24 protein-coding genes, 1 tRNA gene and 1 pseudogene are annotated in these 24,300 nt (G+C 66.1%); 9 read left to right on the forward strand and 17 right to left on the reverse strand.

What is annotated here, in order from left to right; translation table 11 throughout:
* Positions 1 to 44: 44 nt before the first annotated feature.
* Positions 45 to 299 (forward strand): EF-hand domain-containing protein, encoded by a 255-nt coding sequence (locus K1T73_RS08180; protein WP_220603430.1) that lies wholly within the window; start codon positions 45 to 47, stop codon positions 297 to 299.
* A 107-nt stretch (positions 300 to 406) separates the two neighbouring features.
* Here the strand turns inward: K1T73_RS08180 and K1T73_RS08185 are convergent.
* Positions 407 to 1,457: pseudogene (locus K1T73_RS08185) on the reverse strand (ornithine cyclodeaminase).
* Positions 1,458 to 1,468: 11 nt separating this feature from the next.
* Entirely contained in the window at positions 1,469 to 2,392 is a 924-nt protein-coding gene (rocF, locus tag K1T73_RS08190; RefSeq protein WP_220603431.1) for an arginase, read from the reverse strand.
* A 122-nt stretch (positions 2,393 to 2,514) separates the two neighbouring features.
* On the opposite strand from rocF, the gene K1T73_RS08195 reads away from it, so the two are divergent.
* Positions 2,515 to 2,943, forward strand: a complete 429-nt coding sequence (locus K1T73_RS08195; RefSeq protein ID WP_220603432.1) for an Lrp/AsnC family transcriptional regulator — start codon at positions 2,515 to 2,517, stop codon at positions 2,941 to 2,943.
* 34 nt (positions 2,944 to 2,977) lie between these two features.
* On the opposite strand, the gene K1T73_RS08200 is transcribed toward K1T73_RS08195, so the two are convergent.
* From K1T73_RS08200 to K1T73_RS08210, 3 genes are read right to left on the reverse strand one after another with little or no spacing between them, the layout of a single operon-like run.
* On the reverse strand, positions 2,978 to 3,976 hold the full coding sequence (locus K1T73_RS08200; protein WP_220603433.1) for an aromatic ring-hydroxylating dioxygenase subunit alpha: 999 nt from the start codon (positions 3,974 to 3,976) through the stop codon (positions 2,978 to 2,980).
* 56 nt (positions 3,977 to 4,032) lie between these two features.
* The gene (locus K1T73_RS08205) at positions 4,033 to 4,491 is read right to left on the reverse strand and encodes a disulfide bond formation protein B (protein WP_220603434.1); all 459 of its coding nucleotides are present in this window, start codon (positions 4,489 to 4,491) and stop codon (positions 4,033 to 4,035) included.
* The gene (locus K1T73_RS08210; RefSeq protein ID WP_220603435.1) at positions 4,491 to 5,069 is read right to left on the reverse strand and encodes a YqaA family protein; all 579 of its coding nucleotides are present in this window, start codon (positions 5,067 to 5,069) and stop codon (positions 4,491 to 4,493) included. Before K1T73_RS08210 ends, K1T73_RS08205 begins: the two co-directional genes overlap by 1 nt.
* Positions 5,070 to 5,169: 100 nt before the next feature.
* Between K1T73_RS08210 and K1T73_RS08215 the strand changes: the two genes are divergently transcribed.
* From K1T73_RS08215 to K1T73_RS08235, 3 genes are all read left to right on the forward strand, one after another.
* Positions 5,170 to 5,255: transfer RNA gene (locus K1T73_RS08215), tRNA-Leu, on the forward strand.
* Positions 5,256 to 5,995: 740 nt separating this feature from the next.
* Positions 5,996 to 9,127, forward strand: a complete 3,132-nt coding sequence (locus K1T73_RS08230; RefSeq protein ID WP_259400497.1) for a Hint domain-containing protein — start codon at positions 5,996 to 5,998, stop codon at positions 9,125 to 9,127.
* A gap of 270 nt (positions 9,128 to 9,397) precedes the next feature.
* Complete coding sequence (locus tag K1T73_RS08235; RefSeq protein WP_220603436.1) at positions 9,398 to 11,269, forward strand: Hint domain-containing protein; 1,872 nt, start codon at positions 9,398 to 9,400, stop codon at positions 11,267 to 11,269.
* Here the strand turns inward: K1T73_RS08235 and K1T73_RS08240 are convergent.
* The 3 genes from K1T73_RS08240 to K1T73_RS08250 are packed head-to-tail and all read right to left on the reverse strand — an operon-like array spanning position 11,257 to position 14,064.
* Positions 11,257 to 11,847: an NTP transferase domain-containing protein gene (locus K1T73_RS08240; RefSeq protein ID WP_220603437.1), complete on the reverse strand. Its 591-nt coding sequence runs from the start codon at positions 11,845 to 11,847 to the stop codon at positions 11,257 to 11,259. The genes K1T73_RS08235 and K1T73_RS08240 overlap by 13 nt on opposite strands.
* Before the next feature lie 37 nt (positions 11,848 to 11,884).
* The gene (locus K1T73_RS08245) at positions 11,885 to 13,732 is read right to left on the reverse strand and encodes an ABC-F family ATP-binding cassette domain-containing protein (protein ID WP_220603438.1); all 1,848 of its coding nucleotides are present in this window, start codon (positions 13,730 to 13,732) and stop codon (positions 11,885 to 11,887) included.
* Positions 13,733 to 13,776: 44 nt separating this feature from the next.
* Complete coding sequence (locus tag K1T73_RS08250) at positions 13,777 to 14,064, reverse strand: hypothetical protein (protein ID WP_220603439.1); 288 nt, start codon at positions 14,062 to 14,064, stop codon at positions 13,777 to 13,779.
* A gap of 170 nt (positions 14,065 to 14,234) precedes the next feature.
* Between K1T73_RS08250 and ndk the strand changes: the two genes are divergently transcribed.
* Positions 14,235 to 14,657, forward strand: a complete 423-nt coding sequence (gene ndk, locus K1T73_RS08255) for a nucleoside-diphosphate kinase (protein ID WP_220603440.1) — start codon at positions 14,235 to 14,237, stop codon at positions 14,655 to 14,657.
* Here the strand turns inward: ndk and K1T73_RS08260 are convergent.
* The 6 genes from K1T73_RS08260 to K1T73_RS08280 form a co-directional block, all read right to left on the reverse strand.
* On the reverse strand, positions 14,654 to 15,043 hold the full coding sequence (locus K1T73_RS08260; protein ID WP_220603441.1) for a DUF4112 domain-containing protein: 390 nt from the start codon (positions 15,041 to 15,043) through the stop codon (positions 14,654 to 14,656). The two genes, ndk and K1T73_RS08260, sit on opposite strands and share 4 nt — an antisense overlap.
* On the reverse strand, positions 15,040 to 15,213 hold the full coding sequence (locus K1T73_RS08265) for a YqaE/Pmp3 family membrane protein (protein WP_220603442.1): 174 nt from the start codon (positions 15,211 to 15,213) through the stop codon (positions 15,040 to 15,042). The genes K1T73_RS08260 and K1T73_RS08265 overlap by 4 nt, the downstream gene beginning before the upstream one ends.
* An 88-nt stretch (positions 15,214 to 15,301) precedes the next feature.
* On the reverse strand, positions 15,302 to 15,427 hold the full coding sequence (locus K1T73_RS17895; protein ID WP_259400498.1) for a hypothetical protein: 126 nt from the start codon (positions 15,425 to 15,427) through the stop codon (positions 15,302 to 15,304).
* Positions 15,428 to 15,705: 278 nt separating this feature from the next.
* On the reverse strand, positions 15,706 to 16,590 hold the full coding sequence (gene sucD, locus K1T73_RS08270; protein ID WP_220603443.1) for a succinate--CoA ligase subunit alpha: 885 nt from the start codon (positions 16,588 to 16,590) through the stop codon (positions 15,706 to 15,708).
* The gene (locus tag K1T73_RS08275) at positions 16,590 to 17,780 is read right to left on the reverse strand and encodes a malate--CoA ligase subunit beta (protein ID WP_220603444.1); all 1,191 of its coding nucleotides are present in this window, start codon (positions 17,778 to 17,780) and stop codon (positions 16,590 to 16,592) included. The genes sucD and K1T73_RS08275 overlap by 1 nt, the downstream gene beginning before the upstream one ends.
* A gap of 14 nt (positions 17,781 to 17,794) precedes the next feature.
* A complete protein-coding gene (locus tag K1T73_RS08280) occupies positions 17,795 to 18,736 on the reverse strand; it encodes a CoA ester lyase (protein ID WP_220603445.1) in 942 nt (313 codons plus the stop codon).
* A 34-nt stretch (positions 18,737 to 18,770) separates the two neighbouring features.
* Here K1T73_RS08280 and K1T73_RS18005 point away from each other — a divergent pair, with 34 nt between their 5' ends.
* Positions 18,771 to 19,142 carry a hypothetical protein gene (locus K1T73_RS18005; protein WP_220603446.1) on the forward strand — a complete coding sequence of 124 codons (372 nt, stop codon included), beginning with the start codon at positions 18,771 to 18,773 and terminating at the stop codon, positions 19,140 to 19,142.
* Positions 19,143 to 19,234: 92 nt separating this feature from the next.
* Here the strand turns inward: K1T73_RS18005 and K1T73_RS08290 are convergent, their stop codons facing one another.
* Both K1T73_RS08290 and K1T73_RS08295 read right to left on the reverse strand, forming a co-directional pair.
* Positions 19,235 to 20,200, reverse strand: a complete 966-nt coding sequence (locus K1T73_RS08290) for a D-glycerate dehydrogenase (RefSeq protein ID WP_259400500.1) — start codon at positions 20,198 to 20,200, stop codon at positions 19,235 to 19,237.
* Between the two features lies 1 nt (position 20,201).
* Positions 20,202 to 21,380, reverse strand: a complete 1,179-nt coding sequence (locus K1T73_RS08295) for an alanine--glyoxylate aminotransferase family protein (RefSeq protein ID WP_220603447.1) — start codon at positions 21,378 to 21,380, stop codon at positions 20,202 to 20,204.
* A 238-nt stretch (positions 21,381 to 21,618) separates the two neighbouring features.
* Between K1T73_RS08295 and K1T73_RS08300 the strand changes: the two genes are divergently transcribed.
* Entirely contained in the window at positions 21,619 to 22,257 is a 639-nt protein-coding gene (locus K1T73_RS08300; RefSeq protein ID WP_259400501.1) for a response regulator transcription factor, read from the forward strand.
* On the opposite strand, the gene mazG is transcribed toward K1T73_RS08300, so the two are convergent.
* Entirely contained in the window at positions 22,254 to 23,057 is an 804-nt protein-coding gene (gene mazG, locus K1T73_RS08305; RefSeq protein WP_220603448.1) for a nucleoside triphosphate pyrophosphohydrolase, read from the reverse strand. The genes K1T73_RS08300 and mazG overlap by 4 nt on opposite strands.
* 64 nt (positions 23,058 to 23,121) lie before the next feature.
* On the opposite strand from mazG, the gene K1T73_RS08310 reads away from it, so the two are divergent.
* Complete coding sequence (locus K1T73_RS08310; protein WP_220603449.1) at positions 23,122 to 24,297, forward strand: M20 aminoacylase family protein; 1,176 nt, start codon at positions 23,122 to 23,124, stop codon at positions 24,295 to 24,297.
* Positions 24,298 to 24,300: the final 3 nt, after the last annotated feature.

The raw sequence follows: 24,300 nt of genomic DNA on the forward strand, positions 1-24,300 counted from the left end.
GCGCAGGCCCGCACCGGCATCGGCAGGACGAGGAGACCGCAGCCATGATCAAATACCTTGCACTCATCATCGCGATGGGGCTCATCGCGAACTCGGCCTTCGCGCTCAGCGAGGGCGTGACCGAGATCGACGCCAATGGCGACGGGGTGATGACCATCGAGGAACTTCGCGCCGTCTACGAGGAGATGGATGTCGAGACATTCAGCGAGATCGACCTGAACAACGATGGCGTCATCGACGATGACGAGATGGTCGCCGCGCAGGAGCGTGGGCTCGTGCCGGCGACGACGGACGGCTAGCGCCGCACCCGTCCCCCCGGCGCATCGCGTCTTTCCTCCAGACGGTCAGGTGCGCCGGGGGCATGGTCCCGTGACGGGGCGCTGGACCCACGTGGAGCCGGTGCGGCTCAGGGGGCCGCGCGTTGCAGCATCCCGAAGAGGTCGCGCGGGTCGTCGGGGTCGGCCAGGAGATCGAGATCCATGTAGAGCTCCGTCCCCTCGATGTGATCGCGGACGTAGCGGAGCGCGCTGAAATCCTCGATCGCGAAGCCCACGCTGTCGAAGAGCGTGATCTGGCCGTCTGAGGTGCGGCCTTTGGCCTTGCCGGTCAGCACTTCCCACATCTCGGTGACGGGATGGTCGGGGTCCATCTGCTGGATCTCGCCCTCGATCCGGGTCTGGGGCGGGTATTCCACGAATGTCCGAGCGGGTCAGGATCGCGGGCGCAAGCTCGGTCTTGCCGGGGCAGTCGCCGCCGATCGCGTTGATGTGCACGCCCGAGCCCACCATGTTGTCGGTGAGGATCGTGGCGTATTGCTTGTCGGCCGTGCAGGTGGTGATGATCTGCGCGCCTTCCATGCTCTCCTCGGCGGTCTTGCAGCCGGTGACGGTGAGGCCCATGCCGGTGAGGTTGCGCACCGCCTTCTCGGTGGCAGCCGGGTCGATGTCGTAAAGACGGATGTTCTTCACGCCGCAGATGGCCTTCATGGCGAGGCTCTGGAATTCGCTCTGGGCGCCGGCGCCGATCATGGCCATCGTGTCGGCTCCCTTGGGCGCGAGGTGGCGCGCGACCATGGCCGAGGTCGCGGCGGTCCTGAGCGCGGTCAGCACGGTCATCTCGGACAAGAGCACCGGGTAGCCGTTGCCGACATTGGCCAGAAGGCCGAAGGCGGTGACGGTCTGGTAGCCTTCGCGCGTGTTCTTGGGGTGGCCGTTCACGTATTTGAAGCCATAGACCTCGCCATCGGAGGTGGGCATGAGCTCGATCACGCCTTCCTCGGAATGCGACGCCACGCGGGGGGTCTTGTCGAAGAGTTCCCATCGCTTGAAATCGGCCTCGATGTAGTCGGCGAGGCCGCGCAGCATCGGCTCGATCCCGATGTGGTGAACGAGCTTCATCATGTTGTCGACGGAGACGAAGGGCACGAGGGCCTTGTCGGACGGGGTGGGTTTGGTCATGGAAACGGTCCTCAGCTGTAGGCGCGGGTCGGTCGGTCGAAGATGCGGCGCCCGAAGGCGGAGGCGGCCAGATCGACCATCACCTGCGCCGTGCGGCCGCGTTCATCGAGGAAGGGGTTGAGCTCGACGAGATCGAGCGAGGTCATCAGGCCGCTGTCGCAGATCATCTCCATCATCAGGTGCGCCTCGCGCATGGTGGCGCCGCCGGGCACGGTGGTGCCGACGGCGGGCGCGAAGGACGGGTCGAGGAAATCGACATCGAGCGAGACATGGAGCATCCCGTTCGCGCGGGCGACCACCTCGAGGAAATCGGCCAGGGGCCGGGCGATGCCGGTCTCGTCGATCGAGCGCATGTCGTGGTAGCGGATCGAGGTCCGCTGAAGCTCGTCGCGTTCCTCGGGATCGACGGAGCGCAGGCCGAGCAGGCAGATATTCTCGTGCGGGACGGGGTGATCGACCTCGGGGAAGCCGTGAAAGCCCGTGCGCCCCGTGACGTAGCCCAGGGGCGCGCCGTGAAGGTTGCCCGAGCCGGTGCTCTGCGGCGTGTGAAAATCGGTATGCGCGTCGGGCCAGAGCACGAAGAGCGGGCGCCCCTCATGCGCGGCGTGGCGCGCCGCGCCGAGGATGGTGCCGAGCGCCAGCCCGTGATCGCCGCCCATGAATATGGGCAGACCGCGCGGCAATGCCTCTTCGGCGGTGCGCGCCAGCGCGGAGGTCCAGCCGATCATCTGCGCGGGGGCATGGAGATGCGAGGGCAGGGTATCGGGCGCTTCGGCGCGGTCGGGCTCGACATTGCCGATGTCCTCGACCGTGTGGCCCAGGTCGGTGAGGGCGCGCTCGATCTCGGCCACGCGGTAGGCGTCGGGCCCCATGCGGCAGCCCTGGCGGCGCTTGCCGCTGTCCATGGGCACGCCGACGAGAATGCAATGTGTCATGTGAACCTCCGGCAACATCTCGGATGACAGGTGCAGAATGCTGCGCAGAAGGGTTGAAGTGAAGCGGCTATTTCGGACTTATGGGAAGCGGCTTGATCGAATCGGACGGTGGAGATTTCGAAATGGACAAGATCGACCAGCGCCTGATCTCGGCCTTGCGCCACAATGCGCGCGCGTCGCTGTCGGAACTGGCGCTCGAACTCGGCGTGTCACGGACGACGGTGCGCAGCCGGATCGAACGGTTGCAGCGAAGCGGCGATATCGTGGGCTTCACGGTGGTTCTCAAGTCCGAGACGGCGCGCGACCCGGTGCGCGCGCTCATGATGCTGGGGATCGAGGGGCGCGGCACGGATCGCATCCTGCGCCAGCTCAACGGCCTGAGCGCGGTGCGCGCGACGCACAGCACGAACGGGCGGTGGGACCTGATCGTGGAACTGGGAACCACCTCGCTCGAGGAGATCGACGGGGTGATCAGCCAGATCCGCCGGTTCGACGGGGTGGTGTCGAGCGAGACGAACCTGCTTCTGAGCACGCGCAAGGCGTCCGCGTGAGATAGCATTCTCTATCTTCCGCGTGCCAGGGCCATCAGTCCGAGACAGCCCGCAACCTGTCCTGAAAATACTTCACGCCCTGTTCGTGACGCGGCGAGAGGGGGCCGGGGCGGTATCCGCCGCTTTCGTAGTTTTTCTGCGTTTCGAGACAGACCTCGAAATCCTCGCGCACGACCTGGAGGTTGTCCGCGATGGTTTTCGCCCGGGCCTCGGACGTCTCGGGCGAGGTATCCGCGAAGTAGAAATTGTAGATCAGCTCGGTGCGCCGGTGGTCGATGGGGTTGATGCGGCTCGTGTTCATGCCGCCTTCGAAGAGCGAGAGGGTCCAGTTGGGCCACATCCAGAGCCATTTGCCACGATAGAAAAGACCTTGCTTCGGCGGGGCGGTCATCCGCACGAGGCCGTCATGGGCGGTGGTGCTGAAGGCGTCGAAGTCGATCGCGGCATGGAATTCGGGATGGATGCCGGGGATGTGATACCCTTCGACGAAATTGTCCGTGTAGATTTTCCAGTTCGCGTCGAAGGTCAACACTTCCTCGCAGGTCCACTGGAAGGTTTCGAGCGGCTCGTCGGCAAGCTCGGGAATGGTGTCACCGAGTTGAGCCTCGAGGCTCTGCGCGGGGTCGATGGCCACGAAGAGGAGACCGCGCCAGATGTCCCATTCGACGGTATCGAGCGCCCAGTCGGACATCTCGAAATCCGGGTCGTCGCCCCACCACGGCACGTTGAGGAGCGATCCGTCCTCGCCCCAGACCCATTGATGATAGGGGCAGCGGATGGTGTTGCAACGCCCCGTTCCCTCGGGCAGAAGGCGCGCGCCGCGGTGGCGACAGACATTGCGGAACGCACGTATGCCGTCGCGGGTCTGCCGTACGAAAACCTTCTGGCCCGCGATCTCGGTTGCGATGTAGTCGCCACGCTGACGCAGGCGCGAGGCCGGACCGATCAGCTGCCAGCTACGCGCGAAGATGCTGTCGATATCCGCGCGGTGGATGTCGGGCGATGTGTAGTGAACGGGATCGAGATTGCGCATGGCGGGGTCTCCTTTCGCGGTGACGATAGGAGGCGGGTTCTGCATGGGTCAAGCGCTCAGCTCTTGCGCAGGGCGAGATACCAGAGCAGGGCGAGCCCGAGGGCTGCGAGCGCGTTCCAGCTTGCCATCGACAGGCCGAGGAGGTCCCACGCGACCTCGTCGCAACGGACCACCGGGGCGGTGACGATCCTGTCGAAGAAATCCGCGTCGCTCAGCCCCTCGCCGCCGGTCGCCGAGCAGGTGGCGGGCCCTTCCCACCAGCCGCGCTCGACCCCGGTATGATAGAACCCGAGCGCCGCGGTCGAGAGCGCCGCGAGGAGGCCGAGCGCCGGGAAGAGCCGCCCGCGCACCGCCACGGCCGCACAGGCGATGACGAGCGCGGCGGCATGGGGCCAGCGCTGCCAGAGACACAGCTTGCAGGGGGCGAGGCCGCCCAGGTGCTGGAACGCGAAGGCGCCCAGGAGAAGCGCGAGGGAGCCGAAGGCGGCGAGGCCGATGAGAAGGTTGCGCTGCATCACAGGAATTTCACCACGTAGAAGCCGAGGGCGAGGATCACCACGAACAGCGTGAACATAAGGCCGAGGCGGCGCTCGATGAAGTCCCGCACCGGCGCGCCGAATTTCCACAGAAGCGCCGCCACGAGAAAGAACCGCAGGCCGCGGGCCAGGATCGAGGTGGCCACGAAGGTAAAGAACGGCATCCCCGTCCAGCCCGACATGATGGTGATGACCTTGTAGGGAAAGGGCGTCACCCCGGCGGTCAGCACCGCCCAGAAGCCCATGTCGTTGAAACGGGTCGAGAACGCCTCCATCGCGTCGCCCTTGCCGAGCGCGGCGAGGATGGGTTGCCCGATCGTCTCGTAGGCGAAGGCGCCGATGGCGTAGCCCAGAAGCCCGCCCAGCACCGACGACACGAGCGCCACGATGGCCACGAGCCACGCGCGGGACGGCCGGGCGAGGATCATGGGGATCATCAGGACATCGGGTGGGATCGGAAAGACCGAGCTTTCGATGAAGGAGACGAGCGCGAGAACCCAGAGCGCGCGGGGATGATCGGCAAGCGAGATCGTCCAGTCATAGAGGCGTCTGAGCATGCATTGTCCCTTCGTGGTGGACGCGGTTGACCACGCGGCGCGCAGGGGGTCAAGAGGTCTGGACGGAGCGCGAGCCATTCGCTAAATACCGGACGCAGCGGCCCAAGTGGCGGAATGGTAGACGCAGGGGATTCAAAATCCCCCGCCTTCACGGGCGTGTCGGTTCGAGTCCGACCTTGGGCACCACTCCGATCTTTCCCAAGTCTTTCCCAAGCGGAATTTGCGCGATGACGGGGCGGGTGCCGCGCCGCGGCGCTGGCGAATCATGGAGAGTGTTTCCGGGGACGGGCCAAAGATCAGGAATCCGCCGGATTGGGGGCGATTCCAAGTCGGCGGAGAGGGGGTCGGTCGGTAAGTCGGCCCGTCGCAAAGATTTTGAATCGTTTCCGAAACAGAAACCATCATTCCCGCATGGGTTGCGTGCGGTGAATCGCGCGGTTGACTGAGCGGTCAGGAAAAGAATGGCGATCACGGATCGCCTCACATCTCATGCGTGAAAATCGCGCCTGGGAGGCCGCGTGGGATTGGGTGCGTGCCCGGCGATAATGCGACGATTTTCGACACAATCTGGACATGTCTGCATCAAATTTTCCTTTGTGGCCCGCAGGCTGTGCCATAAAACGGTCAAGCCCGGCTGGGGGGCGATGAAGATAGGTCACGGGGGCGACCGCACAGGGCACGTATCGGCTTGATACGGGAGATGTGTAATCGCGATGCTGCCGAAGGTTTGGCGCGTGATACATATGACGACCATGGCGCGAGCCTTGGTCAATCGGCGACGCAACGACGCGCCGGTTATCTCCCCTCCAACAGCATGATGACGAGGTCCGTGCAGGTCGCTCTTGTCGCCGCTCTATTGTCGGCGGGGTATTTTGGTTTTCCGTATTTTGCGGACGGTCTGGGGGCCGTAAGTTAGGAGAAGGGTCATGGGGATTGACAGAACGGACACCGGTGCCGGTGTCGTCGACGGGGATGCATCGGACAACGAGATCAATGCGCTGACCCCGGCGGATGCCGAGGGCGACCGGATCGACGGGGGCGACGCGTTGCTTCCGGGCGAGACGGGCGATGACGATATCGTCAATGCGGGCGACGGTGACGACACCGTGCTGGCGGGCGCGGGCGACGACGAGGTTTTCGGGGGCGCGGGCGATGACAGTCTCAACGGCGGCGAGGGCGACGACCTGCTGATCGGGGACCGTGACATCAGGGACAATATCGCGAGCCGCGAGGTCCTGCGCTGGAGCAAGGCGCCCGACCCGGACGGTCATGACGGCACACGGGGCATCGACGACGGCGACCACCTTCGCGATTTCACGATGAGCACCGGCAGCGTCGATGTGAGCTTTTCCAAGACCGGCCGCGGACCGACGGAATTCAGCACCGATCGTCAGCAGGTGAAGGACATCGAGACCGACGGCGGGTCCATCAACGCCTGCTCCTCGATGGCCAACGAGCTTCGCGGCGAGGGACAATCGGCGCAATTCGCGCTGGACTTCTCGCGCCCCGTGGAAAACGTGTCCTTCCGCATCAACGATATCGACGGTGATGGCCTGGTGAAGGTCACGGCGTATGACGCCGACGGAAACCCGATCGAGGTCGATCTCGATGGCGGTTCGCGGCTTTCGCTGAAGGACACGGATTCGGTGCCGGGGGCGGATACCGCCGACAGCAAGGGTGGCTACAAGCCGGACTATTCCGAGGAGTATTCGGTGCTCGTGGACATTCCCGGCCCGGTCTCGCGGATCGAGATCGAGCACAGCCAGGATGGCGACAACAATTCTGGCATCAACATCACCGATGTCTACTTCGACACCTATCCCGAGATCGACGAGGGCGATGACACGCTGATCGGCGGCGAGGGCGACGACACGCTCCTGGGCGAGGGTGGCGACGACGCCCTGACCGGCGGCGCGGGCGCGGACCAGATCATGGGCGGCGACGGCGCCGACACGATCACCGGCGGCACGGTGGGGGACGTCGTGGACGGCGGCAGCGGCGGCGATGACAACGACACGCTCGACCTGAGCGGAAGCGGGCCGCTGCGCGTGCTGAGCCAGACCGACGACCCGGACGGCAACTCGACGAGCGGCGTGATCGAGTTCCTCGATGCGGAGGGCAACCCGACCGGAACGATGGAGTTCTCGGAGATCGAGACGCTGATCCTGCCCGAGCCGGACGGGATCGTCTCGGGCACGCCCGGAGATGACGTGATCGACCTGCCCTACACGGGCGATCCGGACGGGGACCGCATCGACAACAACGACGCCATCCTGGGCAATGTCGGCTCGAACGACGACATCGTGGAGGCCGGCGACGGTGACGACACGGTGCGCGGTCGCGAGGGGGACGACACGCTCATGGGCGAGGCGGGAGACGATTCCATGCGCGGGGATGCCGGCGAGGACAGTCTCGACGGTGGCGAGGGCGACGACACCCTGCGCGGTGACGCGGGCGAGGACACGCTCGACGGCGGCAAGGGCGACGATTCGCTCGACGGCGGCGACGGCGACGACACGATCCTCGGCGGGCTGGGCAACGATACCGCGATCGGCGGAGACGGAGATGACGTGATCGACACGTCGAACCCCGTACTCAATCCGAAAGACCCGGATTTCCCGTTGCCCGACAGGGGCTTTGGCAAGGTCGTCCCGGAGGACCCGAACCCCGACAACGATCGCGACCTGGTGTATGGCGGTGCCGGTGACGACACCATCACCACGGGAGACGACGCGGACACGATCTCGGGCGGTGACGGCGACGACGTGATCGACGCCGGGCTGGACGATGACGAGGTCAGCGGCGACGCCGGGGACGATTTCATCATCGCCGGTGAAGGCAGCGATACCGTTCACGGCGGTGACGGGGATGACACGATCTATGGCGGGATCAACAACGACTCGGTCAACATTCCCGACGACCGCGACCCCGAGCCCGACAATGGCGACGACCTGCTGAGCGGCGGGGCCGGTGACGACCTCATCTTCGGCGAGGATGACGACGACACGATCCTGGGCGGAACGGGCGATGACACGCTCGATGGCGGTATCGACAACGACTTCATCCGCGGCCAGGACGGCGACGACAGCATCCTCGGTGGTGACGGCGACGACACGCTTCAGGGCGGCAATGGCGACGACGTGATCGAGGGCGGCGACGGCGACGACGTGATCGAGGGCCGGGCCGATGATGACACGATCATCGGCGGGGCCGGGGCCGACGACATGTCGGGCGACACGGGCCGTGACACGTTCATCATCTCGAGCGCGGAAGATGCCGATGGCGACAATGCCGACGGCGGCGCCGGCGGAGACGATTTCGACACGCTCGACCTGACCGGGGCGGGGGATTTCGAGATCGTGGACCGGACGGTCGATCCCGACGGCAACTCGATCTCGGGGCGGATCAACTTCCTGGACGGGGATGGCAACACCACGAGCACGATGACCTTCCAGGAGATCGAGCGGATCATCCCGTGCTTCACGCCGGGCACGCTCATCGCCACGCCGAAGGGCGAGCGGAAGGTCGAGGACCTCGAGATCGGCGACCGGGTGATCACCCGCGACAACGGCTTGCAGGAAATCCGCTGGGTCGGACGGCGCGACCTGAAGGGCGCCGAGCTTCTGCAGGCGCCGCAGCTCAGGCCGGTGCTTATCCGTGCGGGTGCGCTGGGCCGTGGTTTGCCGGAGACCGACCTGCTGGTCAGTCCGAACCACAGGGTGCTGATCAACAACGAGAAATCGGCACTCTATTTCGAGGACCGCGAGGTGCTGGTCGCGGCCAAGCATCTGACCGGGCTCGAGGGTGTGGACCCGGTCGATACCGACGAGGTGAGCTATATCCACTTCATGTTCGATCAGCACGAAGTCGTGCTTTCGAACGGGGCGTGGACCGAGAGCTTCCAGCCCGGTGAGCAGACGCTTGGCGACATGGATGATGCAAGCCGCGAGGAGATCTACACGCTCTTCCCGGAACTGCGCCATGCCGAGGGTGTGAACGCCTACCAGGCGGCGCGCCGGTCGCTCAGGAAGCACGAGGCGCAGCTTCTCACGACGTGATCCCTTGCAGCCGGGCCGGCCCGCATCCCCGCGGGCCGGTCTTCGGAATCGGTTGCGGGGGCCAGTCCGGTTCTGGACGGAACAATCCCGGTGATCCGTCGGGATTGTTTCTTCCGTTGCGTCAATCGTGGCGAAATACCGCCATTCTCCCCGGTCCCGGTCCTCTGTGCGGGATAGGTAGGTGGGCGTTCTCGTGCTATGAGAAACTCGATTATGGCATTCCCGTGTCCGTATTGAGGCGGAAGGGGGACATTTTACGAGGACCTCAAGATGGCTTATCTTCCCGGCACTCCCGGTAACGACACGATCAAGGGAACGAACGAAGACGACACCATCGAGGGGTTCGGCGGAAACGACCTTCTTTCCGGGGAAGGGGCGGATGACAGCATCTCGGGCGGCGACGGCAACGACACGATTTTCGGCGATCGGGGCGAGGGCACCAGTCTCGGCAATGACGCGTCGCCGCTGACGGTTGCGCGCGACAACCTCGTCTCCGACAGTTCAAGGGGGGACAACAACGCGAGGGTGGGCGACGAGGCCATCTATCGGAACGTGGCCCAGCTCGAGGACGGCACGCAGGTCTGGGGCCGGCTTATCCTGACGGGGGTGAGCGATTCGCGTCTCAACGTGGATCTGAGCGGACCCGAAGGCGCGGAGATCCTGCTCAACAGCGGAAGAGGCTCCGGCGAGCGCTACGGCGGCGAGACGGCGAGTTTCCGGCTGGAGTTCTTCGATCCGGCGACGGGCAATCCGGTCGCCCTCAATTCCACCGCGACGGTCAACGACCTCGATCGCAACAGCGTGGGCGACCAGGAGTCGGTGACGATCGACGCGTCGAGCTTCACGAGCTATGCCACCTCGGCGGACACGTCGCTCAACGTGGTGGACGCAGGCGGCACGATCACGGCGTCGGGCACCGAGAGCAACGATCCTTCGGATCAGGACGCATGGTTCTCGGCGGCGTTCGAGAACCGCGAATTCATCGAATTCACGCTCGAGACGCGCAGCACGCAATCGGGTTTCAGTTTCAGCGGCGATCTTATCGACGACCCGGTGATCACCCCCTTCGAGGAGGGGAACGACACCCTCGAGGGTGGCGCGGGCAATGACGTGATCCTGGGCCAGGGCGGCAATGACAGCCTGTCGGGCGGATCGGGCAACGACACGCTGATGGGTGGTGAGGGCGCCGACACGCTGGAGGCCGGGGACGGGTCGGACCGTGTCGAAGGTGGCGCGGGCAATGACCAGATCTTCGGCGGCGGCGACAATGATGTGCTCTCGGGCGGCGATGATGCCGATACGGTGACGGTCGCCGGTTTCGGCAGTTCCGGCGTCAACAACACGACGGTTCAGGGCGGATCGGGCGGCGATGACAACGACACGCTCGACATCAGCGCGCTGGTGGCCGATGGCTGGCGCGTCACGAATTTCGTCCAGAATCCCGAGAGCAACGGGAACCCCGGTTTCGATGGCCAGATCCAGTTGCAGCGGGGCGGCGAGACCGCGAATATCAATTATTCGGATATCGAGAACCTCGTGATCTGTTTCACGCCGGGCACGGTGATCGCGACCCCGCGGGGCGTGCGCCCGGTCGAGGATCTGCGCCCCGGCGACCAGGTGATCACGCGCGACAGTGGCATCAGGGAACTGTGCTGGACCGGGCGGAAGGGCCTGTCGGCGGCGGCGCTTGCGCGGGAGCCGAAACTCGCGCCCGTCCTCATCCGCAAGGGCGCGCTGGGCGAGGACATGCCCAACCGCGACATGCTGGTCAGTCCCAATCACCGGATGCTGATCGTGAACGAGCTGGCCGAGATGATGTTCGGCGAGCGCGAGGTGCTGATCCCGGCCAAGCATCTGACCGGCCTCGACGGCGTGGACCGGGTGCGGGGCGCAGAGGGTGTGACCTATGTCCACGTGATGTGTGACCGGCACGAGGTGGTGCTGGCCGATGGGGCGTGGACCGAGAGCTTCCAGCCCGGCGACGAGGCGCTGCGGGCGGTGGAGAAGGCGCAGCGCGACGAACTGCTGACGCTCTTCCCCGAACTTCGGACGCAGGCGGGGCGCGAGGCGTTCACCACGGCGCGGCTCACGCTCAAGTCCCACGAGGCGCAGGTGCTGATGGGCGAGGCTCAGCCCGCCTGACGGGCGCGCCAGCGCGCCCAGGCCTCGGGCGTATCGAGATCGGTGGTGGCGCGGTTGCCCGGAAGCGCCAGCCGCGCCACTTTCTCGTTCGCGATGAGGGACCTCGCTCCGGTATCGCCGCGAAGGGCCGGAATGCGGGCGCGCTGGCGGGCGGGCAGGATCACCGGATGGCCATCGACCCCGTCTTCGGAGGTGGCGCGCAGCACGGTGTCGGGGTGCGTGGAGAAGCGCGCGATCATCCGGGCAAGATCGTCGGTGGTCAGATCCGGCATGTCGGGCAGGAGTACCATGAGCGCGTGGCCCGCATCCGCCGCCGCATGGCCCGCACGCAGGGAGGCCGCCATGCCCTCGGCCGGATCGCCGACCGTCACGCGCGTGCAGTCGAGACCGGCCAGCGCCCGCGCGCGGGCACCGTCTTCGGCGGGCAGGGTGACGAGAACCGGAGTGCCGGTTCCGAGCGCGACAATGACCTGCCGGCGCAGGAGCGGCTGCCCCCCGATCTCTTCGACGAGCTTGTCGCGGCCACGCATCCGGCGCGAGGCACCGGCGGCGGGGAGGAGGATCGTGAGCTGGGTCATGATATGGCGCCAGGTGAGGGGGTGGACAGATGCCGCGCTATGTTTCGGCCTTTTCGAGTTTCTCGAGGGCGCGCATCCAGAGTGTCTCGGCGCGCTCGAGCCCGTCCATCACCTCGGCGTATTTGCGTTGCCAGACGGCGGCTTCGTCCTTGCGCGCGTCGTCATACATGGCCGGATCGGCGAGCTTCCGGGCGAGGCGCTCGGACATGTCCTGAAGCTTTTCCACGCGCTCCTCGCATTTGCGCACGTCTTGGCGCAGCGCGAGGATGGCGTCGCGCGAGGGGCGCCTGTCGCGTTTCTCGGGCCTGGGTTTGCCCTCGGGTTTCTCGGGGGCGATGAGACTCTGGCGGTAGCTTTCGAGGTCGCCATCGTAGGGCGCGACGCGACCGTCCTTCACGAGCCAGAGCCGGTCGGCCACGAGGCTGAGCAGGTGCATGTCGTGGCTGACGAGGATGACGGCGCCGGAATAGGCGGTCAGCGCCTCGACCAGGCCCTCGCGGCTTTCGATGTCGAGATGGTTCGTGGGCTCGTCGAGGATGAGCATGTGCGGCGCGTCGATGGTGGCGAGCATCAGCGAGAGGCGTGCCTTCTGACCGCCCGACAGGCGCGCGACGATGGTGTCGGCCTGCTCCGCGCCGATGCCGAAGCCACCGAGCCGCGCGCGCAGGCGGGCGGGTGTCTCCTCGGGGCGCAGGCGGCGGATGTGGTCGAGCGGTGTCTCGTCCACGTGAAGCTCGTCGACCTGGTGTTGCGCGAAGTAGCCGACGCGCAGCTTGGCCGAGGTGGTCATGCGGCCCGACATCGGGGCAAGGCGACCCGAGAGAAGCTTCGAGAGGGTCGATTTCCCCTCGCCGTTGCGGCCCAGAAGCGCGATGCGGTCGTCCTGGTCGATGCGCAGGTCGAGGCGCGACAGGACCGGCGTGCCGTCATAGCCGACCGAGCCACCCTCAAGCGAGATGATGGGCGGGGAAAGCTCCTCGGGTTCGGGGAAGGCGAAGGCGCGCAGCGCGGCCTCCTGCGGGCGGGTGATGGGCTGCATCCGGGCGAGCGCCTTCAGGCGGGACTGCGCCTGTTTCGCCTTGTCGGCCTTGTAGCGGAAACGGTCCACGTAGGATTGCAGGTGGGCGCGGCGTGCCTCCTGCTTCTTGGCTTCGGCCTCGGCGGCGGCGAGGCGGGCCATGCGGGTTTGCGCGAAGGTGTCGTAGTTGCCCTGGTAGAGCGTGAGCTTGCGGTCCTCGAGATGCAGGATCGCGCCGACCGCGCGGTTCAGGAGGCCGCGATCATGGCTGATGATGAGGACGGTGTGCGGATAGCGCGTGAGATAGCTTTCGAGCCAGAGAGCGCCCTCGAGGTCGAGATAGTTGGTGGGCTCGTCGAGCAGCAGGAGGTCGGGCGCCGAGAAAAGCACGGCGGCGAGCGCCACGCGCATCCGCCAGCCGCCCGAGAAGGCGCTGCACGGCATTTCCTGTTCGGCGGGGGTGAAGCCGAGACCGCGCAGGATGGTGGCCGCGCGGGCGGGGGCCCCCCATGCGTCGATGTCGGCAAGACGGGTCTGCACCTCGGCGATGCGGGCGGGGTCGGTGGCGGTCTCGGCCTCCGACAGGAGCCGCGCGCGCTCGGTATCGGCGGCGAGCACCGTGTCGATCAGCGAGACCTCGTTGCCCGGCACCTCCTGCGCGACGCCGCCGATGCGGGCGCGGGCCGGCAGGGTGATGCTTCCCTGTTCGAGCGCGAGCTCGCCGCGGATGAGGCGGAAAAGGGTGGTCTTGCCCGTGCCGTTCCGACCCACGATGCCGACCTTGTGGCCGTCGGGGATCGTAACGGAACTGTCGACGATCAGCGGGCGTCCGGCGACGGAATAGGAGATGTCGGATATGCGCAACATGCGCCGAGCGATGGCGTTTCGCCCGGCGCTTGTCAACGGCGGGTTCACTTCAGTAGCGCATCGAGCCCCTCGGCGGGAAACGAGCCGAAACCGACGAGGGCATTGTCGCCGCCGCGTTCGAAGACGAAGACGTGGATTTCGTCGTGATTGAGCGTGGCGCGGCAGAACACGTCTTCGGCCGCAAGGGCATCGGGGCAGGTCTCGAGATCGAGATGCGGCACGGCGACCTCGAACTGGTCATAGGTCAACGCCATGGGAGCCGCCACCGCCGAGAGCGGTGCGATGGCGAGGAGGAACGCGGGGCCGAGGCTGCTGCGGATGAATGAGGTCATGTCGGTCCTTCGATGAGATGTGGTGGTTTGCCGGACTAAATCTGATAGAAATTATCAGAATTGGGAAGTCGCGCGGTCATGCCATGTTGTCGCAGGCCGAAAGGGTCTTTCACCCGTGACGGCCGCGTGATACTGCCCGCGCCAATCGAAATCCCATCAGCGAGGCGACCATGGCCAAAGAACGCACACTCAGCATCATCAAACCCGACGCGACCAAGCGCAATCTCACCGGCAAGATCAACGCCAAGTTCGAGGAGGCGGGCCTGCGCATCGTGGCGCAGAAGCGCATCCAGCTTTCGAAGGCACAGGCGGGCGAGTTCTACAAGGTCCACGCGGAACGCCCGTTCTATGACGAGCTGTGCGAGTTCATGGCCTCGGAGCCGGTCGTGGTGCAGGTTCTCGAAGGCGAGAGCGCGATCGCGAAGAACCGGGAAGTGATGGGCGCAACCAACCCCGCGGACGCCGCCCCCGGCACGATCCGCGCCGAGTTCGCCGAGTCGGTCGGCGAGAACTCGGTCCATGGCTCGGACGCGCCCGAGACCGCCAGGGAAGAGATCGCGTTTTTCTTCTCGGGTCTCGAGATCGTCGGCTAGGCCGATCTGTCCCGAATGTCGCGGGAGGGCGGTGCATCATGCGCCGCCCTTTCCATGTGGGCGCGCAGAAGCTGCACGTTGCGCATGTTGGACTTGATCCCCACGTCGAGCAGATCGCCGAAAAGCGGGATGAGACCGACCAGCCAGTCGATGCCGATATTCGACACCATCCGCATGACGAGCGGCTTGCTGGCGCCGAGACGATGCGCCTCGTAGACGATGTAGAAGGCCGGGGCGGTGGTCAGGGTGTCGCCGATCCCCGGCACGATCCCGAGAATCGAGTCCCAGCCGAGCCGGATGCCGGTGAACGGGACGCGAAACGCCTTGTCCATGCGGCGCGCGATGCGTTCGAGCCGCTCGAGGCGGGCGCGTTCATGCTCGGTCATGGGGCGGCGGGGGACCGGCGGGCGATGATCCAGACGGCGTGGACGATGCCGGGGATGTAGCCCAGGATCGTGAGAAGGATGTTGATCCAGAAATGCTTGCCCAGGCCTTCCTGGAGAAAGACGCCCAGCGGCGGCAGGAGAATGGCGGCGATGATACGGATGATGTCCATGCGGATTGCTCCCGGTAAAGTTTGCGTTCGAAAATGAACGCCGCCGGGAGCGGCCTTGTTCCGCGATCTCGCCTTATGCGGCGGGTGTTCAGATACTCGCGAAGTCGGTGAAGACCTGGCGCGAGATGACCTGGGGCTTGCGGGGAAGGGCCGGTTTCGCGGGCTGTGGGCGGACCGGCTTGGGATCGGCGGGACGTTGGAGTGACTGGGCCATGGGCTCATCCTTTGAGATGGATCAACCGACAGGGCCAGCGCCCTGACGGCGCATATCCTGACAATTTGATCCAAGATCGGGGCGTGGAGGTGGTTAAATTGGGGCGAGAATGTGGCAATTTTTCCGGAACGGTGACGAACACCTGATATCGCGCCGATTAATGCCGGTTCGTGGCCAAGGGAAGGCCCAAAATGCAGGTGTGAGCGGGAGGTCGCGCAAAGGTGATCGCCATGAAAAAGGGGCGGCGCCGAGCGCCGCCCGAGGGGACCGGCCCGACCTCAGGCCGCCAGCATCTCTTCCACCGTTTCGCCGAAGGCCGAGGGGGTCGGCACGATGGTGACGCCGCACTCCTTCAGGATATCGACCTTCTCCTGCGCGCTTTCGCCGAAAGCCTGCACGATCGCCCCCGCGTGGCCCATGCGCCGCCCCTTGGGTGCCGAGAGCCCGGCGATATAGGCCGCGACGGGCTTGGTCATGTGGTCGCGGATGTATTCCGCCGCCGCGGCCTCCTGCGGGCCGCCGATCTCGCCCACCATGACGACCGCGTCGGTGTCGGGATCTTCTTCGAAAAGTTCCAGGATGTCGCGGAAGCTCGATCCGTTGATCGGGTCGCCGCCGATGCCGATGGAGGAACTGACGCCGATGCCGCGCGCCTTCATCTGGCTTGCCGCCTCGTAGCCGAGAGTGCCGGAGCGCCCGATGATCCCGACGCGCCCCTCGAGATAGATATGGGGCGGCATGAGACCCGCGAAGGCCTGGCCCGGGGTGATGATGCCCGCGCAGTTGGGCCCGATGAGGCGCATCCGCCGGGCCTCCTTGTAGCGACGCATGTAGCGTTTGACGCGGATCATGTCCTGCGTCGGGATACCGTCGGCGATGCAGACGCAGGTGCCGATGCCCGCATCCGCCGCTTCCATGATCGAATCGGCCGCGAAGGGAGGCGGGACGAAGGCGATGACCGTATCGGCCCCGGTCTCGGCCACGGCGCCCTTGACGGTATTGAAGACCGGAAGGCCGTTATGTGTGCTGCCCCCCTTGCCGGGGGTCACGCCACCGACGACGTTGGTGCCGTAGTCGGCCATTTCCTGTGCGTGGAAGCTGCCGATGCGGCCGGTGAGGCCGGTAACGAGCACCTTGGAGTCGCGGTCGATCAGAATGGCCATTACGCAGCCTCCCCCTTGTTCATGTTGCCCTGTTTCCATGCCTTGACGACCTTCTCGGCGGCCTCGGCCAGGGTTTCGGCGGTGGTGATGTCGAGTCCGCTTTCGGCAAGGATCTGGCGGCCTTCCTCCACGTTGGTGCCCGAGAGGCGCACGACGAGCGGGAGCTTCAGATCGAGTTCGCGCACCGCGCGCACGACGCCCTCGGCGATCCAGTCGCAGCGGTTGATGCCGGCGAAGATGTTGACGAGCACCGCCTCGACATTCGGGTCGTTGAGCACGGCCTTGAAGGACATGAGAACCCGTTCGGGCGACGCGCCGCCGCCCACGTCGAGAAAGTTCGCGGGCTCACCACCGGCCATCTTGATCATGTCGAGCGTGGCCATGGCGAGGCCGGCGCCGTTGACGATGCAGCCGATCTCGCCCTCGAGCCCGATGTAGTTGAGGCCGCGGTCGCCTGCGTAGGTCTCGCGCGGGTCTTCCTGGCTCTTGTCTCGCAACTCCGAGATCTCGGGGTGCCGGAAAAGGGCGTTCTCGTCGAAGCTGAGCTTGCAGTCGAGCGCGACGATCTCGCCCGCGCCGGTGACGACGAGGGGGTTGATCTCGAGCATGGCGGCGTCGAGCTCGTCCATCATGCGGTAGGCGCCGGTGATGGCCTTGACCGCCTGCGGAATGAGCGGCGGTGCGAGGTCGAGCGCGAAGGCGATCTCACGCGCCTGGAAGGCCTGCATGCCGACCGCCGGATCGACGACCGAGCGGATGATGCTGTCGGGCTCGCTTTCGGAGATCTCCTCGATCTCCATGCCGCCTTGGGCGGAGGCCACGACGACCACGCGCTCCTCGGTGCGGTCCATGACGAAGCCGAGATAGATTTCCTGCGCGATGTCGGTGGCTTCCTCGACATAGAGGCGGCCCACCAGCTTGCCCTGCGGGCCGGTCTGGTGCGTCACGAGCTTGCGGCCCAGCATCCAGGCGGCGGCGTCGGCGATCTCGTCATCGGTGGAGCAGACGCGCACGCCGCCGGCCTTGCCGCGGGCGCCGGAGTGGATCTGCGCCTTGACCACGCAGCGCTCGCCCGAAAGCTCCTGCGCGCGGTAGACGGCCTGCTCGGGGCTGTAGGCGATGCCGCCGCGCGGCACGTTGACGCCGTAGCGCCTGAGCAATTCCTTGGCCTGGTATTCGTGAATGTCCATCTCTCGGGCCTCCCTTATCCCTTGGCGGCGATGGCGTCGGCCACCTGCAACACGTTGTTGGCCATCCTTTCGGAGGCCGCGTCGATCATCTTGCCATCGAGGCTGGCCGCGCCCTTGCCCTCGGCTTCGGCCTTGCGCAGTTCCTCGATGATGCGCCGGGCGCGGGTCACTTCGGCCTCGGGCGGTGAGAAGACGTCGTTGGCAAGGGCGATCTGGCCGGGGTGGATGGCCCATTTGCCCTCGATCCCGAGAGCGGCGGCGCGCTTGGCGGAGGCGGTGTAGGCGTCGGGGTCGGAGAAATCGCCGAACGGGCCGTCGATGGCGCGCAGGCCGTAGGCGCGGCAGGCCACGGTCATGCGACTGAGGGCGAAGTGCCACTGGTCGCCGGGATAGTCGGGGTTGAGCCCGCCGATCACCACGGTGCGCGCGCGGTTCGACGCGGCATAGTCGGCCACGCCGAAATGCAGCGCCTCGAGCCGGCCCGGGGTGGCGGCGATCGCCTCGACATTGGCCATGCCGAGCGCGGTCTCGATGAGCGCCTCGAGCCCGATTTCATGGTCGAACCCCATGGCCTCCTCGATCTGGCTCACCATCGTCTCGACCGCGTAGAGATCGGCGGGCACGCCCACTTTCGGCACGAGGATCGTATCGAGATGCTGACCCGCCTGTTCGACGATCTCGACCACGTCGCGATACATGTAATGAGTGTCGAGCCCGTTGATGCGGATCGACATCGTCTTGCCCTTGGCGCGCCAGTCGATGTCGTTGAGCGCCTCGATGATGTTCTTTCGCGCGCCCACCTTGTCGGGCGGGGCCACGGCGTCCTCGAGGTCGAGAAAGATGTAATCCACGTCCGAGTCGGCGGCCTTCTCGATCATCGAGGGGTTCGAGCCGGGCACGGCCAGTTCGGATCGCTGGAGGCGCTGTTTCTTGAGCGGGTGAAGCGTGTAGCTCATCGGGTGTCCTCGGGTTTGAGTGTTCACCCCGAGGATGCCCGGCTTCGCGACCGTGGATAACGTGCCGTCGGGTAAGTTCCTGCGCGCGGGGTTGGGATCGGTGGCGGAACGGGTAGGGCGGACTACCCGGCGCCGTCGGACCGGGATGCAACGGGATGCCGGAAGCGGCATCTTGCGAGATTTCGGATTGGAAAATTGCAATTTTCCAGGCTGTTTTCTTTCAAGAAAACAGTCAGGCGATGCGGCGAAGTGGTTCCTGATTGCAGAAAACGATAATCTGTCCGGCGTTTTCAATCGCGTGGAAGCCGCGGCGTTCGAGCTCTGCTATGAATCGGTCGAGACCGACGTATCGCTCAGCGTCACGCAGTTTTCGCCGAACCACACGCCCCTCACTGGCTGCCTGTGAGCGGAAAACATCATTCATCCACATTTCTGGTGTGATCTGACCGTTCATTGCCGGGGTTTGCATCGGACACGGTTAACACTCGGTAAATCGCGTCATGCCACCCGGTCGGGCGGTTCGGCGCCCGCGAGCCATGCCTCGAGATTGTCGAGCGCGCGGTCGCCCATCGCGTTGCGCGTGGCCTGGGTTGCGCTCCCGAGGTGGGGTGCGAGGACGATGTTGTCGTGGCGAAGGAAGCGTGGGTCGAGCGCGGGTTCTCCGCGATAGACGTCGAGGCCCGCGCCGCCGAGATGGCCGCTCTCGAGCGCGGCGAAGAGCGCGTCCTCGTCCACCACGTCGCCGCGCGCGGTGTTGACGAGGATGGCGCCGGGTTTCATCGCGTCGAACACGGTGGTGTCGATGAGCCCGGCGGTCTCGGTCCCGCCGGGACAGTGGAGGGAAAGGAAATCGGCTTCGGCGGCGACCGCGCGGATCGTGTCGAGTTGGCGGGCGCCGGTCCGTGCAGCGATCTCGGGCGCGATGCGGCTTCGGTTCTGGAACACGATGCGCATCCCGAAGCCGTGATGCGCGCGATGCGCCACGGCCTGACCGATGCGGCCGAACCCGATGATGCCGAGCGTCGCGCCGCTCACCTTCTTGCCGATCAGGTGCGTGGGCCGCCAGCCGTCCCAGTTGCCCGCGCGCAGTTCCCGCTCGCCCTCGCCGAGGCGGCGCGCGGCGGCGATGAGCAGTCCCATGGCGAGGTCGGCAGTGCAGTCGGTCAGCACGCCGGGCGTGTTGGTGACGGCGATGCCGTTCGCCTTCGCGGCGTCGGTGGCGATGTGGTTGTAGCCCACGCCGTAGCTGGCCAGCAGCTTCACCTTGCCGTGCGCCGCCTCGTAGAACCCCGGCGGGATCGTGTCCGAGACGGTGGGCATGATGACGTCGAAGTCCCGTGCGGCCTCCATCCACTCGGGGGCCGTCATGGGCGTGTCGGGCCAACGGAGCGTCACGTCTCCGAGGCTTGTCGCTCGGGCCTCTGCGGCGTCGGGCCAGGCGCGGGTGAGCAGGATTCGCGTCACGTCATGCGCTCGCGGTGCGGTAATGTTCCTGCGCCGCGGCCACGCCGGAGCCCGGCTCGACCCTGGCGCCCGCGTCCCGTAGCGCCATCTCGGCCGCGGAGATCGCGCCGCAAAGCATCACGGGGTTGAGCGAGCCCAGATGCCCGATGCGGAAGGCGCGGCCCGCGAGCTTGTTGAGACCGGTGCCGAGGGATGTCCGGTACTTGGCGTAGGCGGTCGAGATCACGTCGCGGGCATCAACGCCCTCGGGCGTGTAGATGGCCGAGACCGTGTCGGAGGCCCATTCCGGTCCCTGCGCCACGAGTTCGCACCCATCCCATGCCGCGACGGCGCGGCGCACGCCCTCGGCGTGGTAGTGGTGACGCGCCCAGACCGCCTCCATCCCCGCCTCGAGCAGCATGTCGAGCGAGGTGCGCAGGCCGCGCAGGAGTTGGGTCGCGGGGGTATAGGGAAAATAGCCGGTATCGTTGAGCTTGATCATGTCTTCGAAGCTGAAATAGCAACGGTTCATCCCGGTATTGGAGCTGCGATTGACCTCGAGCGCCTTGTCCGAGACGCCGAGGATGCCGAGCCCGGCGGGGAGCATGAAACCCTTCTGCGAGCCCGACACGGCGAGATCGACGCCCCATTTCTCCATCTCGAAGGGGATCGAGGCGATGGAGCTGACCCCGTCGACGAAAAGCAGCGCGGGGTGGTCGGTCTCATCGAGCACCCGGCGCACGCCCTCGATATCCGAGGTCACGCCGGTGGCCGTCTCGTTCTGGGTCGCGAAGACGGCCTTGATCGCGTGGTCGCGATCGGCGGCGAGCGCATCGCGATAGGCCTCGAGCGGAACACCCTTGCCCCACTCGACCTCGCAGAGCTCGACCTCGAGGCCCAGCCGTTCGGCCATGTCGGCCCAGAGAAGCGAGAACTGGCCGAAGCGCGACATGAGCACGCGGTCGCCGGTGGAAAGCGTGTTCTGGATGGCGCTTTCCCATGCGCCCGTGCCCGAGGAGGGGAACACGAAGACGCGACCGCCCTTCATGCGATAGACCTTCTTCAGGTCGGTGAGAAGGCCCGAGACGAATTCGGCGAAGTCGGGCGCGCGCATGTCCTCCATGGGGATGTTCATGGATTGACGGATCTTTTCCGGCACGTTGGTGGGGCCGGGGATGAAGAGATGCTGGTAGCCGTGCATGGAAGCCTCCGCGGTTTTGTCCCTTATCGACGGTGGGCCGTCGGTGTCACAACGCCCGTGCGAATGGCCGGGGCGACCGATTGCGGGGCGGGCTTATCGAACGGGTAGGAGGATCTACCCGATGGGCCCGAATGCCGGGCGACCGGGGCGGTATACAAAGGCATGCCTAAAAATCCTTTGATTTCAGGTGGTTCATCGGGGCAGACTGAACCTCGCAAGCAAGGAGCGGGGGCATCTCGTGCTCAGGTCGATGAACAGGACGGATCAGGACACATCTCGCGTCATCGTGGCGGACCGGCAGGTGATCGTCTGCCAGGGGATCGGCTCGCTCGTGGCGCAGATGGACGGGATCGCGCTTGGTCCCTTCGCGACGGACCTGCGCAGCCTGCGCCGAACGCTGGGGCAGGAGGACGGGAAGGTCATCGTGATCCTGGGGGTCAGGCTCGCCGATGCCGATCTCGCGCAATCGCTCGCGACGCTCGGGAAGGAGTTTCCGCACGTGCTCGTCGTCGTGGTGGCCGAGGATTCGGAATTCGCCTTCATTCGCGCCGCGATCAAGGCCGGGGCCAATTCGGTCTGCATGATGGGTCGGATCATCGAGACCCTGCCGCTCATCCTCACGAAGCTGGTGGAGGGGCACAGCCTCGTGCCGACGGACATCCTGCGGCGCCTCGCGAATGACACGCAGGATGCGCTGACGCGGCGGGAGCACGAGATACTGGGGCTTCTGGGCGACGGGCTCACCAACTTCCAGATTTCCGCGCGGCTGGGGTTGAGCGAGAACACGGTCAAGTATTACCTCAAGGCGATCTACCAGAAGCTCGAGGTCAATTCGCGGGGGGGCGCGATCGCGAAATACGTGGCGGGGAACTACTAAAGCCCTTCGGCCTTCGCGGCGTTCCAGAGCGTGTCCATTTCCTCGAGGTCGCTTTCCTCGGGACGGCGGCCATCGCGGGCGAGGGCGGCCTCGATCCATTCGAAGCGGCGGGTGAACTTGGCGTTGGCGCGCCGCAGCGCGGTCTCGGGATCGACCTCGAGATGCCGCGCGAGATTGGCCATGACGAAGAGCAGATCGCCCATTTCCTCCTCGATCTTCTCCTGCGGCAGGCTGCCCGCGGCTTCGCGCAGCTCGGCCGCCTCCTCGGCGATCTTGTCGACGACCTGCGCCGTTTCGGGCCAGTCGAAGCCGATGCGCGCGGCGCGTTTCTGGAGCTTCATCGCGCGCAGGAGTGCGGGCAGGCCCACGGCGACGCCGTCCAGCGTGCCGGTCTGGGCCTTCGCCGCGCGTTCGGCGGCCTTGATGGCTTCCCAGTCCCGCGTCTGCTGTTCGGCGGACTTGTCGCGGCTTTCGTTGCCGAAGACATGCGGGTGACGGTCGAGCATCTTCTGGCCCACGTCGCGGGCGACATCGTCGAAATCGAAAAGACCGCGGTCGGCGGCGATCTGGGCGTGGAACACGACCTGCAACAGCAGATCGCCCAGTTCGCCCCGCAAGTCATCCCAAGCTTCGCGTTCGATGGCGTCGGCCACCTCGTAGGCCTCTTCTATCGTATAGGGGGCGATGGTGGCGAAATCCTGTTCGATATCCCAGGGGCAGCCGCTCTCGGGGTCGCGCAGGGCGCGCATGATCGCGAGAAGGCGCTCGGTCGGGCTGTCGTGATCGGGGGCGTGGGGCATTGCGTCACCGGCGCGATTGGGATTGAGTGGGAACCTGACGAATAGGCCCAGAGGAGTCCAGAGCATGCCGGTCATCAACCGGATCGCGGGGTTCGCCGACGACATGGCCGCATGGCGGCGCCATCTTCACCGAAACCCGGAGCTCGGCTTCGACTGTCACGAGACCGCGCGGTTCGTGGTCGAACAACTGCGTGGCTTCGGTATCACCCAGATCGAGACGGGCATCGCCGAAAGCGGTGTCGTCGCGGTGATCGAGGGGCAGGGCGCGGGGCCGGTCACGGGCCTGCGCGCGGATATGGACGCGCTGCCCATGCCGGATCAGAGCGGCGCGGAATGGACCTCGGAGCGTGCGGGGGTGACGCATGCCTGCGGACATGACGGGCACACCGCGATGCTTCTGGGCGCGGCGCGATACCTGGCGGAAACACGGAATTTCGCGGGCAAGGTGGCGCTCATCTTCCAGCCGGCCGAAGAGGGACCCGGGGGCGCCAAGGTGATGGTCGACGAAGGCGTGCTCGACCGCTACGGGATCGGGGAGGTCTTCGCGCTTCACACGATGCCGGGGCAGGAGGCGGGGACCTTCGCGACCTGTGCTGGCCCGGTCATGGCGGCGGTCGATACGCTGCATGTGGAGATCACCGGGCTCGGCGGGCACGGTGCACTGCCGCACGAGACGCGCGACCCGGTGGTCGCCGCCTGCGGCATCGTGCAGGCGATCCAGACCATCGTGAGCCGCAACAATCGCGCGGGCGACGCGCTTGTCGTGTCGGTGACGCAGATCCATACCGGAAGCGCCGACAACGTCATCCCGCAGAGTGCCTATGTGAATGGCACGATCCGCACCTTCGACAGGGACGTGCAGGAGATGGTTCATCGTCGCCTGCAGGAGATCGTGGCGGGCCAGGCCGCGAGCTATGGCGTCGAGGCGACGCTGCGGATCGAGGTGGGATACCCGGCCACGGTGAACGACGCGGCGGCGGTCGATTTTGCCGCCGAGGTGGCGCGCGGGGTGGTGAGGCCGGAGGGCGTGCGCACGGACCGTCCGCGCGACATGGGCGCCGAAGATTTCGCCTTCATGCTCGAGGCGCGGCGCGGGGCCTACCTGTTCCTGGGACAGGGCGAGGGGCCGGGGCTGCATAACCCGGCCTTCGATTTCAACGACGCGGTGGCGCCGGTGGGCGCGTCGTTCCTGGCGCGGCTGGTGGAGCGGGCGCAGCCGGTCGCCCAGGCCGCCGAATAGACC

The organism is Roseovarius sp. SCSIO 43702, assembly GCF_019599045.1.
In the GTDB taxonomy this organism is placed as follows: Bacteria; Pseudomonadota; Alphaproteobacteria; order Rhodobacterales; family Rhodobacteraceae; genus Roseovarius.

Excerpts from the sequence above, each read along its gene's own strand:
- K1T73_RS08180 (WP_220603430.1), top strand. The coding sequence starts at position 45 with ATGATCAAATACCTTGCACTCATCATCGCGATGGGGCTCATCGCGAAC.
- rocF (WP_220603431.1), bottom strand. The coding sequence starts at position 2,392 with ATGACACATTGCATTCTCGTCGGCGTGCCCATGGACAGCGGCAAGCGC.
- K1T73_RS08195 (WP_220603432.1), top strand. The coding sequence starts at position 2,515 with ATGGACAAGATCGACCAGCGCCTGATCTCGGCCTTGCGCCACAATGCG.
- K1T73_RS08200 (WP_220603433.1), bottom strand. The coding sequence starts at position 3,976 with ATGCGCAATCTCGATCCCGTTCACTACACATCGCCCGACATCCACCGC.
- K1T73_RS08205 (WP_220603434.1), bottom strand. The coding sequence starts at position 4,491 with ATGCAGCGCAACCTTCTCATCGGCCTCGCCGCCTTCGGCTCCCTCGCG.
- K1T73_RS08210 (WP_220603435.1), bottom strand. The coding sequence starts at position 5,069 with ATGCTCAGACGCCTCTATGACTGGACGATCTCGCTTGCCGATCATCCC.
- K1T73_RS08230 (WP_259400497.1), top strand. The coding sequence starts at position 5,996 with ATGGGGATTGACAGAACGGACACCGGTGCCGGTGTCGTCGACGGGGAT.
- K1T73_RS08235 (WP_220603436.1), top strand. The coding sequence starts at position 9,398 with ATGGCTTATCTTCCCGGCACTCCCGGTAACGACACGATCAAGGGAACG.
- K1T73_RS08240 (WP_220603437.1), bottom strand. The coding sequence starts at position 11,847 with ATGACCCAGCTCACGATCCTCCTCCCCGCCGCCGGTGCCTCGCGCCGG.
- K1T73_RS08245 (WP_220603438.1), bottom strand. The coding sequence starts at position 13,732 with ATGTTGCGCATATCCGACATCTCCTATTCCGTCGCCGGACGCCCGCTG.
- K1T73_RS08250 (WP_220603439.1), bottom strand. The coding sequence starts at position 14,064 with ATGACCTCATTCATCCGCAGCAGCCTCGGCCCCGCGTTCCTCCTCGCC.
- ndk (WP_220603440.1), top strand. The coding sequence starts at position 14,235 with ATGGCCAAAGAACGCACACTCAGCATCATCAAACCCGACGCGACCAAG.
- K1T73_RS08260 (WP_220603441.1), bottom strand. The coding sequence starts at position 15,043 with ATGACCGAGCATGAACGCGCCCGCCTCGAGCGGCTCGAACGCATCGCG.
- K1T73_RS08265 (WP_220603442.1), bottom strand. The coding sequence starts at position 15,213 with ATGGACATCATCCGTATCATCGCCGCCATTCTCCTGCCGCCGCTGGGC.
- K1T73_RS17895 (WP_259400498.1), bottom strand. The coding sequence starts at position 15,427 with ATGGCCCAGTCACTCCAACGTCCCGCCGATCCCAAGCCGGTCCGCCCA.
- sucD (WP_220603443.1), bottom strand. The coding sequence starts at position 16,590 with ATGGCCATTCTGATCGACCGCGACTCCAAGGTGCTCGTTACCGGCCTC.
- K1T73_RS08275 (WP_220603444.1), bottom strand. The coding sequence starts at position 17,780 with ATGGACATTCACGAATACCAGGCCAAGGAATTGCTCAGGCGCTACGGC.
- K1T73_RS08280 (WP_220603445.1), bottom strand. The coding sequence starts at position 18,736 with ATGAGCTACACGCTTCACCCGCTCAAGAAACAGCGCCTCCAGCGATCC.
- K1T73_RS18005 (WP_220603446.1), top strand. The coding sequence starts at position 18,771 with ATGCCCGGCTTCGCGACCGTGGATAACGTGCCGTCGGGTAAGTTCCTG.
- K1T73_RS08295 (WP_220603447.1), bottom strand. The coding sequence starts at position 21,380 with ATGCACGGCTACCAGCATCTCTTCATCCCCGGCCCCACCAACGTGCCG.
- mazG (WP_220603448.1), bottom strand. The coding sequence starts at position 23,057 with ATGCCCCACGCCCCCGATCACGACAGCCCGACCGAGCGCCTTCTCGCG.
- K1T73_RS08310 (WP_220603449.1), top strand. The coding sequence starts at position 23,122 with ATGCCGGTCATCAACCGGATCGCGGGGTTCGCCGACGACATGGCCGCA.